11 protein-coding genes are annotated in these 15,596 nt (G+C 60.5%); 2 read left to right on the forward strand and 9 right to left on the reverse strand.

What is annotated here, in order from left to right; genetic code table 11:
* Window positions 1-19 precede the first annotated feature (19 nt).
* From HUW52_RS21310 to leuC, 9 genes are all read right to left on the reverse strand, one after another.
* Complete coding sequence (locus HUW52_RS21310) at window positions 20-646, reverse strand: phosphoribosylanthranilate isomerase (RefSeq protein ID WP_175554833.1); 627 nt, start codon at window positions 644-646, stop codon at window positions 20-22.
* A 65-nt stretch (window positions 647-711) separates the two neighbouring features.
* A complete protein-coding gene (gene truA, locus HUW52_RS21315) occupies window positions 712-1,536 on the reverse strand; it encodes a tRNA pseudouridine(38-40) synthase TruA (protein ID WP_034152768.1) in 825 nt (274 codons plus the stop codon).
* Between the two features lie 272 nt (window positions 1,537-1,808).
* A complete protein-coding gene (locus HUW52_RS21320; RefSeq protein WP_175554834.1) occupies window positions 1,809-4,469 on the reverse strand; it encodes a FimV family protein in 2,661 nt (886 codons plus the stop codon).
* A 208-nt stretch (window positions 4,470-4,677) separates the two neighbouring features.
* A complete protein-coding gene (locus HUW52_RS21325; protein WP_175554835.1) occupies window positions 4,678-5,688 on the reverse strand; it encodes an aspartate-semialdehyde dehydrogenase in 1,011 nt (336 codons plus the stop codon).
* 154 nt (window positions 5,689-5,842) lie between these two features.
* Window positions 5,843-6,955, reverse strand: coding sequence for an aspartate-semialdehyde dehydrogenase (asd, locus tag HUW52_RS21330; protein ID WP_007913448.1), 1,113 nt, complete (start codon window positions 6,953-6,955; stop codon window positions 5,843-5,845).
* A gap of 66 nt (window positions 6,956-7,021) precedes the next feature.
* Window positions 7,022-8,104, reverse strand: a complete 1,083-nt coding sequence (leuB, locus tag HUW52_RS21335) for a 3-isopropylmalate dehydrogenase (RefSeq protein WP_016984530.1) — start codon at window positions 8,102-8,104, stop codon at window positions 7,022-7,024.
* A 54-nt stretch (window positions 8,105-8,158) separates the two neighbouring features.
* Window positions 8,159-8,926, reverse strand: a complete 768-nt coding sequence (locus tag HUW52_RS21340) for a class I SAM-dependent methyltransferase (protein ID WP_175554836.1) — start codon at window positions 8,924-8,926, stop codon at window positions 8,159-8,161.
* Window positions 8,927-9,073: 147 nt separating this feature from the next.
* The gene (leuD, locus tag HUW52_RS21345) at window positions 9,074-9,718 is read right to left on the reverse strand and encodes a 3-isopropylmalate dehydratase small subunit (RefSeq protein WP_175554837.1); all 645 of its coding nucleotides are present in this window, start codon (window positions 9,716-9,718) and stop codon (window positions 9,074-9,076) included.
* A gap of 11 nt (window positions 9,719-9,729) precedes the next feature.
* Window positions 9,730-11,148 (reverse strand): 3-isopropylmalate dehydratase large subunit, encoded by a 1,419-nt coding sequence (leuC, locus tag HUW52_RS21350; RefSeq protein ID WP_016984527.1) that lies wholly within the window; start codon window positions 11,146-11,148, stop codon window positions 9,730-9,732.
* 140 nt (window positions 11,149-11,288) lie between these two features.
* Here leuC and HUW52_RS21355 point away from each other — a divergent pair, with 140 nt between their 5' ends.
* A complete protein-coding gene (locus tag HUW52_RS21355; protein WP_016984526.1) occupies window positions 11,289-12,173 on the forward strand; it encodes a LysR family transcriptional regulator in 885 nt (294 codons plus the stop codon).
* Between the two features lie 74 nt (window positions 12,174-12,247).
* Window positions 12,248-15,526 carry a PAS domain S-box protein gene (locus HUW52_RS21360; protein ID WP_175554838.1) on the forward strand — a complete coding sequence of 1,093 codons (3,279 nt, stop codon included), beginning with the start codon at window positions 12,248-12,250 and terminating at the stop codon, window positions 15,524-15,526.
* Window positions 15,527-15,596 lie beyond the last annotated feature (70 nt).

Raw genomic sequence — 15,596 nt, forward strand, 5'->3', positions numbered from 1 at the left:
CAGACTGCCAGCCGTCACATCAATATGGCGCTTTGCGTACCGCGTTGATGAACGCGTGAATCTTTGCGTGATCCTTGATGCCCTTGCTCGCCTCTACCCCACCGCTGACGTCTACCGCGTACGGTTTCACCCGAGCCACGGCGTCTGCAACGTTCTGCGGGGTCAAACCACCGGCCAGAATCAACGGTTTGCTCAAACCTTGCGGAATCAATGACCAGTCAAACGCCTCCCCGGTTCCACCGGGCACGCCCTCAACGTAGGTGTCGAGCAGCACGCCACTGGCGCTTGGATAGGCATCAATCGCTGCCGCAATATCGTCGCCAGCCTTGACCCGCAGCGCCTTGATATACGGACGATGCCAGCCTTCGCAGTCTTCAGCGACTTCATCGCCATGGAACTGCAACAGATCCAGCGGCACGGCATCGAGGATTTCCCCCAACTCGCAGCGGCTGGCGTTGACGAACAGGCCCACGGTGGTCACGAACGGCGGCAATGCCTGAATAATCGCCCGCGCCTGCTGCACGGTGACAGCACGCGGACTCTTGGCGTAGAACACGAACCCGATCGCATCCGCCCCGGCTTCGACGGCGGCCAACGCATCTTCTATGCGGGTAATCCCGCAGATCTTGCTGCGAACGGCTGACATGTCGAGAAAAACTCCAAGGCAAAATCCGGGAAAGTCCCGGATGGTAACAAAAGCGTTCAAGGGCGTCAGCCGTCAAGTTCGGAGAAACCCGTAAGGAAATGTGGCCCGATAAAACGCTCGGGCAACGGGAATTCGTCGTGGTACTCGACCTGCACCAGATACAAGCCGTACGGATGCGCCGTGACACCGCCGGACCGGCGCTCGCGGCTTTCCAGAACTTCTTTCATCCACTCCACCGGACGTTCGCCGGCACCGATGGTCATCAGCACCCCGGCGATATTGCGCACCATGTGATGCAGGAACGCATTGGCGCGGATGTCGAGCACGATCATCTTGCCGTGACGGGTCACGCGCAGGTGATGCATCTTCTTGATCGGCGACTTGGCCTGGCACTGCCCGGCGCGGAACGCACTGAAATCGTGGGTGCCAATCAGGTATTGCGCGGCCTCGGCCATGCGCTCGACGTCGAGCGGGCGATGGTTCCAGGTGATTTCTTCGTTGAGATGCGCCGGACGGATCTGATCGTTGTAGATCACATAGCGATAACGCCGCGCGATAGCTTTGAAGCGCGCATGGAAATGCGCCGGCATCACCCGCGCCCAACTGACGCTGATGTCATGCGGCAGATTGATGTTGGCGCCCATGACCCAGGCCTTCAGCGAACGATCGACCGTCGTATCAAAGTGCACCACTTGTCCGCAGGCATGCACGCCCGCGTCGGTGCGTCCGGCGCACTGTAGTGAAACCGGTGAGTTGGCGACTTTCGACAGGGCTTTTTCGAGTTCTTCCTGCACCGTCGCCACACCCGTCAACTGACGCTGCCAGCCACTGTAGCGCGAGCCTTTGTACTCCACGCCCAGCGCGACGCGGTAAAAGCCGTCGGGGGCCATTTCGGCGACCGGGTTATCTATGTTTGCCAAGGTGGGACAGCCTGCTGTTTGTGCAAAGGCGGGCATTATAAGGCGGTGGTTCAGGGATGCCAGAGAGTTCTCTGTCGCCTGTAACACCGCTTTCGCGAGCAAGCTCGCTCCCACAGGGGAAATGCATTCCAAATGTGGGAGCGAGCCTGCTCGCGAAAGCGATGGATCAGACACCACTGGATCCGGCACAAACAAAAACGGCAGCCTAAATGGGCTGCCGTTTTCATTTACCGCCGGGCTTACTACAAGCTCGAGAGCATGTCCTTGGCCTCGCCACGCTGCTTCTCGTCACCCTCGGTCAACACTTCGTTGAGGATGTCGCGTGCACCGTCGCTGTCGCCCATGTCGATGTAGGCCTGGGCCAGATCGAGCTTGGTAGCGGCTTCATCAGTGCCGGCGAGGAAGTCAAAATCATCTTCGCCCAGATCACCACCGATTGCCGCATCGGCTTCGGTGAAGGTCGGTTCGGCAATGGTTTGCGACAGACGATCCAGCTCGGCGTTGACATCATCCAGTTCGGTAGCGAACGCATCCGGTTCCGCCGCTGGATTGCTGTCCATTTCGTCGGCCAGCGACAGGTCGAAATCGGCCGGCAGCTCCAGATCATCCTGTGGCACGTCAGCGACGGCCGGCGGCTCGACTGGCGACAGGTCCTTCACGCCTTCGTCCAGATCCAGCAGGAAATCATCGTCCGCCAGATCAATCGCAGGCGCCGGCTCGGCCCCCAGATCCATATCCAGGTCGAAGTCCGACAGGTCGTCCAGGTTCTCTTTGATCTCGGTCTGCTGTTGCAGCACCGATTCGAAGCTCAGGTCGTCGTCGGACGGGAATTCGTCCAGCTCGACCGGCGCTTCTGCCTCAACCACCGGCGCAGGCTCTACCGGCGTGATGTTGTCGAGATCGTCCAGGCTCAGGTCAAACGCGCTGTCCAGGTCATCTTCAACCGGGGCTGGCGCAGGTACTTCTGGCTCGTCCAGCAGCAGATCCTTGACGTATTGCGCATCCAGTTCGGCTGCGACGGCAGCAGCCGCCAAACCAGCGGCAGCCACGACGGCCATCGCTGGGAAGCGGCTCTTCAGCTCCTCAACCTTGGCGAAGTTGTCGCCATTGGCCACCAGTTGACGCTCCTGACCGACGAACGCATCGCGGTCACCCTGCTGACCATAGACTTCCATCAGTTTCAGACGCAGATCACTGCGCTGCGGCTCCAGGCTGACGCCCTCTTCCAGCAGTGCGGCAGCCTGATTCAAACGGCCGGCGTTGATGTGCGATTGCGCCTTGTCGAGCACGTCATCGGAGCGCTCGGCGGCCGGTGCCACCAGCGGCGCGGCAATCGGCTCAGCCATCACGATCGGCGCCACTACCGGAGCCACGACTGGAGCAGGAGCAGGCGCCGGGGTGTTGAGCTTGACGCTCGCCGCAGGGGTCTCCAGACCTTCGAAGCTGCTTTCCGGCAGATCCTGCTCGGCGGAGAACTCTTGCTCCTCAGACAGCGCTCGGGCCATGCGCAGATGTTTCTCGGCTTCCTGCTGAGCTTTGCGGCGACGCGCCAGCAGCAACAGCAGAAGCAGCAGAACAACTGCGCCACCACCGATCAGACCCAACAGGATCGGGTTGGTCAGCAGCTCGTTGAAGGTCTTGTCATCATCGACGGCAGGCTTGGTTTCGACAACTGGTTCGACCACAGGCTCAACCGGCGTCTCGGCGGGTGGCGCAATGGCAGATTCTGGCGTCGGCGATGCCGCCGCGGCTTCTGCCGGAGTGGCTGGCGGTGTCGCCGCCAGCTCAGCAGTGATCGCCGGAACCGGCGCGACTGCGCCGTTCGCGGCCGGTGCAGCGCCCGCCCCTTCGGCCTGCAGTTTCGCCAGTTGATTGTTCTTCAGCTCGATCAGCTTTTGCAGCTTGTCCATCTGGCTTTGCAAATCGGACACGCGGCTTTTCAGTTCCTCATTGTCACGACGGGTCGTGTCGAGGCTTTCCTGAGTGACCGCGAGCTTGTTGCTCAGCGCCTTGGCATCACCCGCCGGGCCTTTGCCGCGCGCCTTGGCGCTTTCAGCGGAGACCAGACTCAGATTGTCCTGGGCGTTCTGTGCTGCACCGGTATTGCCACGACCACGGTTGGTCGCATCGAGCTGCTGCTGACCGGTGCCTGGCTTAGCCACATAACGACGGCCCTGACGCCAGGCTTCGTTCTGCGCCGCCACTTCAGCAATCGCTTTCGATTGCGGCAATGCAGTGCTTTGTACCGAATCCGGCAGGCGCAGCACTTGACCGGTTTTCAGGCGGTTGATGTTGCCGCCAATGAACGCATCCGGGTTGAGCGCTTGAATGGCCAGCATGGTCTGCTGCACAGAACCGCCGGTACGCGCCTTCGCGGCGATTTCCCACAAGGTGTCGCGCGGCGTGGTGGTGTATTGCGTCGGGTGCGTAGCGCCAGTGGTTGGCGCAGTGATGGTCTGCGACGGCGCCGGTTGTGCGGCAGCATCAGCGGTCTGTGGCGAGAACTTCGACGGATCGAGCAGCACACTGTAATCGCGCAGCAGACGGCCGTTCGGCCACATCACCTGCACGAGGAATTTGACCATCGGCTCCGACAGCGGTTTGCTCGAGGTGACGCGCAGTACGCTTTTGCCACTGGCGTTGAGCACCGGGGTGAAGGTCAGATCATTGAGGAAGGCCTGGCGATCGACGCCGGCCTTGGCAAAGTCTTCAGGTGAAGCCAGGCTCGGCACCACTTCGGCAGCGGTGAGATCCTTGACGTCGAGCAGCTCGATTTCAGCCACCAGCGGCTGGTTCAGGGTCGACTTCAGGGTCAGCTCCCCGAGCCCGAGGGCATGCGCCATACCGGAGGACAGCGCCGAGGCGGCCGCTATTGCTAACACCAGTTTGCGAACTTGAACCATAGCCTCATCCTTTGTTTGAACGTTCCTCGGCCAGCGAGAAGATGTTGAATACCGCTGCCGTAAGGCATTGCGCGCGACGACGACAGATGTCGCGCGCGATCATTTCTTTGATGCCCCGGAAAGTCCCGGAGGGTGACACGTTATCAAGCAATCTGGGCAAGCATAGCGCTCACCTAGAATCAGTCGACAAATTGTTGCCAAGTATCTTTTACAGCAGGTCTTTTATCAACAATTCAGCCACCTGCACAGCGTTTAGGGCTGCGCCTTTGCGTACGTTATCTGACGTCAGCCACAGATTTAGTTCCGCCGGGTCGTCGACACCGTTGCGCACGCGACCGACATAGACAACATCCTGCCCTACCGCGTCACCGACTGCAGTCGGGTAATCACCGGCCTCGACCAGCTCAATGCCCGGCGCTGCTTCGAGTGCAGCGTTGACCTTTTCCAGGTCGACAGCCTGCGTTGACTGCAAGGTCACGCTAAAGCTATCGCCAAAAAACACCGGGGCTTGAACGCAAGTTGCGGAAATCTTTAATAAAGGCAGTGCCAGCACCTGACGCAGCTCGCGCACCAGACGTTTTTCCAGCGGTGTATGACCCTGCGCGTCGGGCGTGCCGACCTGGGCCAGCAGGTTGAACGCTACTTGCCGATCAAAAAACGTTGGTTCCAGCGGGCGCATATTCAGCAGCTCGGCAGTTTGCCGCGCCAGCTCAGTCACCGCTTCGCGACCTTGGGCGGACATCGCCAGACTGGCGCTGACATTGACGTATTGCAGGTCGATCAGATCGAGCAACGGCGTCAACACCACGGCGAGGGTGGTGGCCGACGGACTCGGGCTGCTGACCTGGAACGGCGCTTTCAAACCGGCGAGTACTTCGGCGTTGGCTTCCGGCACCACTTGCGGCGCCTGAGCGGCCGGCAGCGCGCCGGACAGGTCGATCAGCGAGCAACCGGCGGCGTGGGCACGGGCGGCGTAGCTCAGGGTGATAGCCGGGCCAGCGGCGAAAAACACCAGTTTGACCTTGCTGAAATCGAACTCGTCGACTTCGCGAACGCGCACGTTCTTGTTGCGGAACAGCACCGAGCTGCCGGCGGATTCGCTGCTCGCCAGCAAGTGCAGATTACCGACCGGGAAGTCGCGTTCTTCGAGAATCTGAACGAGGGTTTCGCCGACAGTACCGGTGGCGCCGATCACGGCAATATCTAGGGTCTGGGTCATGGTGCGAGCCTCTGGCGAAACGGGGGGAGCGGCACTTTACCGGGTGACTGGCGCACAGGCAATTTCTGCCCGACATTTGCGGTGCCTGGAAACTCCAGGCATAAAAAAACCCGCACCCCTTTCAAGGCACGGGTTCTTTCATTACTTCAAGCAATCAACGCTCAAGCAAAATCCGCAACATGCGACGCAGCGGCTCGGCCGCGCCCCACAGCAGTTGGTCGCCAACGGTGAAGGCACCGACGAACTGCGAACCCATGTTCAGCTTGCGCAGACGACCGACCGGAACATTCAGGGTGCCGGTGACCTTGGTCGGGCTCAGCTCCTGCATGCTGATTTCGCGCTGGTTCGGTACCAGTTTGACCCAAGGGTTGTGCTGGCTGATCAGCCCTTCGATATCGGCGATCGGCACGTCTTTGTTCAGCTTGATGGTCAGCGCCTGGCTGTGGCAGCGCATGGCGCCGATGCGCACGCAGATGCCGTCGACCGGGATCGGGCTCTTGAAGCGACCGAGGATCTTGTTGGTCTCGGCCTGGGCTTTCCACTCTTCGCGGCTCTGGCCGTTCGGCAGTTCCTTGTCGATCCACGGGATCAGGCTGCCGGCCAGCGGTACGCCAAAGTTTTCGGTCGGGTACGCTTCGCTGCGCATGGCATCGGCCACGCGACGGTCGATGTCGAGGATCGCACTGGCCGGATCAGCCAGTTGATCGGCGACAGCAGCGTGGGTCGCGCCCATTTGCTTGATCAGTTCACGCATGTTCTGCGCGCCGGCACCGGAGGCCGCCTGATAGGTCATGGCGCTCATCCACTCGACCAGACCGGCTTCGAACAGACCGCCCAGGCCCATCAGCATCAGGCTGACGGTGCAGTTGCCGCCGATGTAGTTCTTGGTGCCCGCGTCGAGCTGCTGGTCGATGACCTTGCGGTTGACCGGGTCGAGAATGATCACCGCGTCATCGTTCATGCGCAGGCTCGAGGCCGCGTCGATCCAGTAACCCTGCCAGCCGGCTTCGCGCAGCTTCGGGAACACTTCGCTGGTGTAGTCGCCGCCCTGGCAGGTCAGAATCACGTCGAGGGTCTTCAGCTCGTCAATGCTGTAAGCATCCTTGAGCGGAGCAATGTCCTTGCCCACGGACGGGCCTTGGCCACCGACGTTGGACGTGGTGAAAAACACCGGCTCGATTAGATCGAAATCCTGCTCTTCCAGCATCCGCTGCATGAGCACGGAACCGACCATCCCGCGCCAACCGATCAGACCTACACGTTTCATCGCAACTACACCTTCTTGAAAAGTGGGCCGCTGCTTTGTATTGAATTTCGCAGCGGGCCCGAGAGATTACAGATTCCGCAGCGCGGCGACTACTGCGTCGCCCATTTCCTGCGTACCGACTTTGCTACAACCCGGCGAATAGATGTCACCGGTGCGCAAGCCTTGATCCAATACCACGCTCACGGCTTTCTCGATGGCATCGGCCGCGTCGTGCAGATTGAAGCTGTAACGCAGCATCATCGACACCGACAAAATGGTCGCCAACGGGTTGGCGATGCCTTTGCCAGCGATGTCCGGAGCGGAACCGTGGCAAGGCTCGTACATGCCCTTGTTGTTCGAATCCAGCGAAGCCGACGGCAGCATGCCGATGGAGCCGGTGAGCATCGACGCTTCATCGGACAGGATGTCGCCGAACAGGTTGTCGGTGACGATCACGTCGAACTGCTTCGGCGCGCGCACCAGTTGCATGGCGGCGTTGTCGACGTACATGTGGCTCAGTTCGACTTGCGGGTAATCCTTGGCCACTTGTTCGACCACTTCACGCCACAGTTGGCTGGAAGCCAGCACGTTGGCCTTGTCCACCGAGCAGAGCTTTTTGCCACGAACCATGGCCATGTCGAAACCGACACGGGCGATGCGGCGGATTTCGCTCTCGCTGTACGGCAGCGTGTCGTAGGACTGACGCTCGCCGTTTTCCAGAGTACGGGTGCCGCGTGGCGCGCCGAAGTAGATACCGCCGGTCAGCTCACGGACGATGAGGATATCCAGACCGGCAACGATTTCCGGCTTCAGGCTCGAAGCATCGGCCAGTTGCGGGTACAGGATCGCCGGACGCAGGTTGCCGAACAGGCCCAGTTGCGCACGGATTTTCAGCAGACCGCGCTCAGGGCGGATGTCACGCTCGATGGCGTCCCATTTCGGGCCACCGACGGCGCCCAGCAACACGGCGTCAGCAGCGCGGGCACGGTCGAGGGTTTCATCGGCCAGCGGCACGCCGTGCTTGTCGATGGCGGCGCCACCGATCACGTCATGGCTCAGCTCGAAGCCCAGGCTGTATTTGTCGTTGGCCAGCTCCAGCACCTTGACCGCTTCGGCCATGATTTCCGGACCAATACCGTCACCTGGGAGAATCAGAATCTGCTTGCTCATGCTTTCCTCGTGTCTTCAGTCGGTGCGCCATCTCAGGCGCGCCCGGAAAAATTCTTATCGCTCGGCCATCAATACAATTACATCTGTACTGAACGAGCCATCGGCCTCAATCTCAAAATATTCGCGCACTTCGTGGCCCATCGACTGCTGCAACTGACGGATCGCTGCGCGCATCACTTCAGGTGTGCGCATGCGCTCAACCCAGCTGGTGTACTCCAGACGCAGGCGCTGACGCGTGGCGCTGCGCACATGCAAACCGGCTTCGCTGACCTGACGCAACCATTCGGCGCCTGAATAGTCGCGCACATGGCTGGTGTCGCGCAGCACTTCGACGCTCTGCAGGTAAGTGTCGAACAACGGACTGCCCGGTGACAACACGTCAACGAACGCCGCCACACCGCCCGGCTTCAGCACACGACGCACTTCGCGCAGGGCCACACCCAGATCGCTCCAGTGATGCGCCGAATAACGGCTGAACACGAAGTCGAACTCGCCATCGGCAAACGGCAGACGCTCGGCGGCGCCGTTGACTGTGGCGATGTTGGTGAAACCGCGATCAACGGCAGCGGCGGCGACCACGTCGAGCATTTGCTGCGACAGGTCGTAGGCGACCACTTCCCTGACCAGCGGTGCCACGTGGAAACTGACGTGACCGGCGCCGCAACCCAGATCCAGCACCCGCGCCCCGCCCTGCCCGGCCAGCTCAGCCTGTAGCAGTGCGAATTCGGTGCCTTGCGCGTGTACGGCGCTGCTCAGGTAGGCGGCGGCCTGTTCACCGAATTGCTTTTGTACGACCTGAGCGTGTTGGGCGGTGCTGGTCATGGGGACTTCCTTCTGGGCTTTAGCCTTGTATTGCCTGGACTACCGCATTCGCGAGCAAGCTCGCTCCCACATTTGAAATGCATTCCCCTGTGGGAGCGAGCTTGCTCGCGAAGAGGCCAGCCTGAACTGCATCAATTCAAAACTTGCTTATGCGTCGCGGAACAACCACGGCTGGCGAACCCGGTGCTTGGCCTCAAACGTCGCAATCGCATCGCCGTCCTGCAAGGTCAGACCGATATCGTCCAGACCGTTCAACAGGCAGTGCTTGCGGAACGCATCGATCTCAAAGCTGTACACCTTGCCATTCGGGCTGGTCACTGTCTGCGCTTGCAGATCGACCTGCAATTGATAGCCCGGCTCAGCCTCAACTTGCTTAAACAATTCATCGACTTCGGCGTCGCTCAGAATGATCGGCAGCAAGCCGTTCTTGAAGCTGTTGTTGAAGAAGATGTCGGCGTAGCTCGGCGCGATGATGCTGCGGAAACCGTATTCTTCCAGCGCCCACGGCGCGTGTTCACGGCTGGAGCCACAACCGAAGTTCTCGCGAGCGAGCAAGACGCTGGCGCCTTGATAACGCTCGGCGTTGAGGACGAAGTCCTTGTTCAGCGGGCGCTTGGAGTTGTCCTGATACGGCTGACCAACATCGAGGTAACGCCATTCATCGAACAGGTTCGGGCCGAAACCGGTGCGCTTGATCGACTTCAAGAACTGTTTCGGAATGATTTGGTCGGTGTCGACGTTGGCACGATCCAAAGGCGCGACAAGACCAGTGTGCTGGGTAAAAGCTTTCATGCTGCGCTCCTTTAGATCAATTCACGAACGTCGATGAAACGACCGTTCACCGCTGCCGCAGCCGCCATGGCCGGGCTGACGAGGTGGGTGCGGCCACCGGCGCCCTGACGGCCTTCGAAGTTACGGTTGGACGTCGAGGCGCAATGCTCGCCGGACTCCAAACGGTCCGGGTTCATCGCCAGGCACATCGAGCAACCCGGCTCACGCCATTCGAAACCGGCTTCGAGGAAAATCTTGTCGAGACCTTCGGCCTCCGCCTGCGCCTTGACCAGACCCGAGCCCGGCACCACGATCGCTTGCTTGATGGTCGAAGCGACTTTGCGGCCCTTGGCAATCACTGCCGCAGCGCGCAAATCTTCGATCCGCGAGTTGGTGCAGGAACCGATGAACACGCGATCCAGCTGAATGTCGGTGATCGCCTGATTGGCGGTCAAACCCATGTATTTCAAGGCACGGACGATCGAGTCGCGTTTGACCAGATCCATCTCTTTGGCCGGGTCCGGCACGTTCTGATCAACGGCCAATACCATTTCCGGCGAAGTGCCCCAGCTGACTTGCGGCTTGATCTGCGCAGCGTCGAGTTCAACCACGGTATCGAACTTGGCATCGGCGTCGGAGACCAGATCTTTCCAGGCTTCGACGGCCATGTCCCATTCCGCGCCTTTCGGGGCGAATGGGCGGCCTTTCACATAGTCGACAGTCTTCTGATCCGCCGCCACCAGACCCACGCGGGCACCAGCTTCGATGGACATGTTGCAGATGGTCATGCGGCCTTCAACGGACAAGTCGCGGATCGCGCTGCCAGCGAATTCGATGGCGTGGCCGTTACCGCCGGCGGTGCCGATCTTGCCGATCACCGCGAGGACGATGTCCTTGGCGGTCACGCCGAACGGCAATTGCCCTTCAACGCGCACCAGCATGTTTTTCATTTTCTTGGCGACCAGGCACTGGGTGGCGAGCACGTGCTCGACCTCGGAAGTGCCGATACCGTGAGCCAGAGCGCCGAACGCGCCGTGGGTCGATGTGTGCGAGTCGCCGCAGACCACGGTCATGCCCGGCAAGGTCGCGCCCTGCTCCGGGCTGATGACGTGGACGATGCCTTGGCGGACGTCGTTCATCTTGAACTCGACGATGCCGTATTCATCACAGTTGTCATCGAGGGTCTGAACCTGCAAACGCGAGACCTGGTCGGCAATGGCTTCGATGCCGCCCTTGCGCTCAGGAGTCGTTGGTACGTTGTGGTCCGGGGTCGCGATGTTGGCATCGATGCGCCAAGGCTTGCGCCCGGCCAGACGCAGGCCTTCAAAGGCTTGCGGCGAAGTCACTTCGTGAATGATATGACGATCGATATAGATCAGCGCCGAGCCATCGTCGCGCTGCTTGACCAAATGCGAATCCCAGAGCTTGTCGTAGAGCGTTTTGCCGGCCATCAGACGGTTCCTCATCAGCTTGTTTCTATGCCCTGGGCTTATCAATAACCCTTTGGCTTGTGAGGCCGATCCTATGGGGTTAGATTAAATAACTCAAATTCATATTTTTTATGCTTTGGATAACCAACTGGAATACGAACATGGATCTGGCCAACCTCAACGCTTTTATCGCGATTGCCGAGACCGGCAGCTTCTCCGGTGCCGGCGAACGTCTGCACCTGACGCAGCCGGCGATCAGCAAACGCATCGCCGGGCTGGAGCAGCAATTGAAGGTGCGTCTGTTTGATCGACTGGGCCGTGAAGTCGGCCTGACCGAGGCCGGCCGCGCCCTGTTGCCACGGGCTTATCAGATTCTCAACGTGCTGGATGACACCCGCCGCGCCCTGACCAACCTCACCGGCGAAGTCAGCGGTCGCCTGACGCTGGCCACCAGTCACCACATTGGCCTGCACCGTTTGCCGCCTCTATTAAGGGAATTCACCCGCCGTTACCCACAGGTGGCGCTGGATATTCAATTCCTCGATTCGGAAGTGGCCTACGAGGAAATTCTCCATGGTCGCGCCGAACTGGCGGTCATCACCCTGGCGCCAGAGCCGCACGCACTGGTCAAAGCCACGCCGGTGTGGGACGACCCGCTGGATTTCGTGGTTGCCCCTGAGCATTCGCTGATCAGCAATGGCCCCGTCAATCTGGCGGACATCGCCGGTCATCCGGCGGTTTTCCCCGGTGGCAACACCTTCACGCACCACATCGTCCAACGCTTGTTCGAGGCCCAGGGCCTGACGCCGAACATCGCCATGAGCACCAACTACCTGGAAACCATCAAGATGATGGTGTCGATTGGCCTGGCCTGGAGCGTTTTGCCGCGCACCATGCTCGATGATCAGGTGGCGAGCATCGCTTTACCGGGCATACAACTCACTCGCCAGCTAGGCTATATCCTGCACACCGAACGGACGCTATCGAATGCGGCGAGAGCCTTTATGGCATTGCTGGACGCACAACTCGATCTGCCAGGGACTTGAGGCCAACTTGTGCTACTCCTATAGAGCCGCTGCCCCTGCGCCTAATGACACCATCAGCTCAAGGCCTGCCCACAATGCCGAAATCTGTTGACCGAACTCCGCCGATGCCGCGTATTCAGGCGATTGACCCGCGTCATTCCGAGCAGAGCTGGGAGAGTGCGCCGCAATTGCTGGCGGCGCTCAACGGCGCGCGGCTCGGCGCCTGGTATTGGGACATCGAGCGCGGGCAGATCAGTTGGTCACGGGGCACTCAGGCGTTGTTCGGCTTCGATCCACGCCAGCCGTTGCCGGAAGACCTCGAATACCTCGATTTGCTGCCGCCCGAAGACCGCGCAAAAACCGTTCGCGCCTTCCACGCGGTGATTGCCGGCGCGCCGCTGGAACAAGCGATGCACCACCGCATCCGCTGGCCCGACGGCAGCCTGCACTGGCTGGAGATCAACGGCAGTTTGCTGCCGGACAAAAACGGCCGCCCCCGAATGATCGGGGTGATTCGTGAAATCACCCACCAGCGCCAACGCGAACAGGCACTGAGCAGCTCGGAGAAACGTTTCGCGACACTTTTTCACCTGTGCCCGAACATGGTCTTGCTGACCCGCCAGGAAGACGGTCTGATCAGCGAAGCCAATCAGTATTTCGAAAGCCTGTTCGGCTGGCCGGTGCAGAGCGCCATCGGCCGTACCACCCTTGAGCTGGGTTTGTGGGTGCACCCGGAGCAACGCGGCGAACTGGTGAAGAAGACCAACACCAAGGGCGAATTGATCAGCATGGAGGTGCAGTTTCGCGCCAGCAACGGGCAGATTCACGACGGCATTCTCAGTGCGCAGAAAGTCGAGCTCGAAGGCCAGCCGTATCTGCTCAGCACCTTCCTCGACACCACCGAACGCAAAGCCGCCGAACACGCCTTGAAGGACAGCCAGGAACGTCTCGATCTGGCGCTGGACTCGGCGCAACTCGGCACCTGGGACTGGCACATACCCAGCGGCATGCTCTACGGCTCGGCGCGGGCCGCGCAATTGCACGGACTGGAGCCGAAACCGTTTCATGAATCGTTCGAAGAGTTTTTCGAAGGCGTGCCCGGCGAAGAGCGCGACAGCATGCGCGACGCCTACCGCAGCCTGCGCGAAGGTCCGGCGGGCAATTATCAACTGACCTATCGCGTGCAATTGCCGGACGGCAGTTCGCGCTATCTGGAAAGCCGCGCCCGCCTCTACCGCGACGACAACGGCGCACCGCTGCGCATGGCCGGCACACTGCTCGACATCACCGATCAGGTCGAGCGTGAACAGCGGCTGGTGGCCTCGGAAGAGAAATTCGCCACGCTGTTCCAGGTCAGCCCGGACCCGATCTGCGTCACCCGCCAGGACAGCGGCGAGTTCATCGAGATCAATAACAGCTTTACCCAGACGTTCGGCTGGAGCGCCGCCGACGTCATCGGCCATACCGCAGAAGAAATTGGCCTGTGGGACGCCTCGGCGAAAAGCCTGCAACGGATTGAACGGGTGATTCGCGAACAGGGCTTGAGCAATGTCGCGATCATCGTCCAGCACAAGGACGGCCAGTCGCTGACCTGTGTGATTTCCAGCCGGCAGATCAGCGTCGGCGACCAGGCTTGTATCGTCACCACCCTGCGCGACATTACCCAGCAGCAGCGCTCGGAAGCGGCGCTGAAAGCCAGTGAGGAGAAATTCGCCAAGGCGTTCCACTCCAGTCCCGACGCAATCACCATTACCGAGCGCGACACCGGGCGTTATCTGGAGGTCAACGACGGTTTTTGCCGTCTCACTGGCTATCGTGCCGAAGAGGTCGTGGGCAAAACGGTTTATCAGGTGGGTATTTGGGCTGAAGAGAAACAGCGTTCGGCGTTACTCGCCGAGTTGCAGATCAAGGGTCGCGTACACCACCAGGAAATGCTCGGGCGCAACAAACGCGGGGAAATTCTGACGGTGGAGGTCTCGGTCGAGCCGATCACTCTCAATGAAACCGCGTGCCTGCTGCTGACCGCGCGGGACGTCAGCCTGCTGAAAAACGCCGAAGCGCAGATTCGACATCTGGCCTATCACGACCCGCTGACCAACCTGCCCAACCGCGCCCTGCTGATGGATCGCCTGAGCCAGCAGATCGCCCTGCTCAAGCGCCACAACCTGCGCGGCGCCTTGCTGTTTCTCGACCTCGATCACTTCAAGCACATCAACGATTCCCTCGGCCACCCGGTCGGCGACACGGTGCTGAAGATCATCACCGCGCGGCTCGAAGCCAGCGTGCGCATGGAAGACACGGTCGCGCGCCTCGGTGGCGACGAGTTTGTCGTGCTGCTCAGCGGTCTCGAAGGCTCGCGTAATGAAGTCAGCGCGCAAGTGCGCAATCTGGCCGACACCCTGCGTGAATTGCTCTCGGAACCGATGTTCCTCGACGGCCAGCGCCTGCAAGTCACGCCAAGCATTGGCGTAGCGCTGATCCCCGATCACGGCTCGACGCCGACCGACCTGCTCAAACGCGCCGACATTGCCCTGTACCGGGCCAAGGATTCCGGGCGCAACACCACGCAGATGTACCACAACACCATGCAGAAAGCCGCCAGCGAACGGCTGCGCATGGAGACCGACTTGCGCCTGGCGCTGTCGCGCGGTGAATTCAACGTGCACTTTCAGCCGCAGGTCGACGCCCGCGACAACCGCATCATCGGTGCCGAAGCCTTGGTGCGCTGGAATCACCCGGAGCTGGGCGCGCAGTCACCCACCGAGTTCATCAAAGTGCTGGAAGACAGCGGCCTGATTCTCGAAGTCGGCACCTGGATCCTCGACGAAGCCTGCAACGCCTTCAAACAACTGATTGCGTTGAAGCTGGTCGATCCGCTGAATTTCAGCCTGTGCGTGAACATCAGTCCACGACAGTTCCGCCAGAACGACTTTGTCGAGCGCATCGAGCACAGCATGAGCAGCCATGGCCTGCCCTGTTCGCTACTGAAACTGGAGATCACCGAAGGCATCGTCATCCAGAATCTGGAAGACACCATCAGCAAAATGCGCCGGCTGAAAAAGCTCGGCGTAAGTTTCGCCATGGATGATTTCGGCACCGGTTATTCGTCGCTGACTTACCTCAAACGGCTGCCGGTGGACACGCTGAAAATCGATCAGTCGTTTATTCGCGATGCGACGACCGATCCGAACGATGCCGAGATCATCCGCGCAATCGTCGCCATGGCGCGCAGCCTTGAGCTGGAGGTGATTGCCGAGGGCGTGGAAACCCCGGAACAACTGGCGTTCCTGCAGGGTTTGGGCTGCCATTTGTATCAAGGCTATCTGCACAGCAGACCGGTTGCACTGGAGGATCTGAAAAAGCTCCTGCCATAACCGGTGCACGTTGCAACAGAAGCGCAATTGCCACGATTTGCGCCAACCTGTAGGGTCGCGTTTTTTGCGC

This window comes from Pseudomonas sp. 43A (assembly GCF_013363935.1).
Classification (GTDB): domain Bacteria; phylum Pseudomonadota; class Gammaproteobacteria; order Pseudomonadales; family Pseudomonadaceae; genus Aquipseudomonas; species Aquipseudomonas crudilactis.

What these genes read in the sequence shown, in the direction of transcription:
- HUW52_RS21310 (WP_175554833.1), bottom strand. Translation starts at nt 646, where the DNA reads ATGTCAGCCGTTCGCAGCAAGATCTGCGGGATTACCCGCATAGAAGAT.
- truA (WP_034152768.1), bottom strand. Translation starts at nt 1,536, where the DNA reads ATGGCCCCCGACGGCTTTTACCGCGTCGCGCTGGGCGTGGAGTACAAA.
- HUW52_RS21320 (WP_175554834.1), bottom strand. Translation starts at nt 4,469, where the DNA reads ATGGTTCAAGTTCGCAAACTGGTGTTAGCAATAGCGGCCGCCTCGGCG.
- HUW52_RS21325 (WP_175554835.1), bottom strand. Translation starts at nt 5,688, where the DNA reads ATGACCCAGACCCTAGATATTGCCGTGATCGGCGCCACCGGTACTGTC.
- asd (WP_007913448.1), bottom strand. Translation starts at nt 6,955, where the DNA reads ATGAAACGTGTAGGTCTGATCGGTTGGCGCGGGATGGTCGGTTCCGTG.
- leuB (WP_016984530.1), bottom strand. Translation starts at nt 8,104, where the DNA reads ATGAGCAAGCAGATTCTGATTCTCCCAGGTGACGGTATTGGTCCGGAA.
- HUW52_RS21340 (WP_175554836.1), bottom strand. Translation starts at nt 8,926, where the DNA reads ATGACCAGCACCGCCCAACACGCTCAGGTCGTACAAAAGCAATTCGGT.
- leuD (WP_175554837.1), bottom strand. Translation starts at nt 9,718, where the DNA reads ATGAAAGCTTTTACCCAGCACACTGGTCTTGTCGCGCCTTTGGATCGT.
- leuC (WP_016984527.1), bottom strand. Translation starts at nt 11,148, where the DNA reads ATGGCCGGCAAAACGCTCTACGACAAGCTCTGGGATTCGCATTTGGTC.
- HUW52_RS21355 (WP_016984526.1), top strand. Translation starts at nt 11,289, where the DNA reads ATGGATCTGGCCAACCTCAACGCTTTTATCGCGATTGCCGAGACCGGC.
- HUW52_RS21360 (WP_175554838.1), top strand. Translation starts at nt 12,248, where the DNA reads ATGCCGAAATCTGTTGACCGAACTCCGCCGATGCCGCGTATTCAGGCG.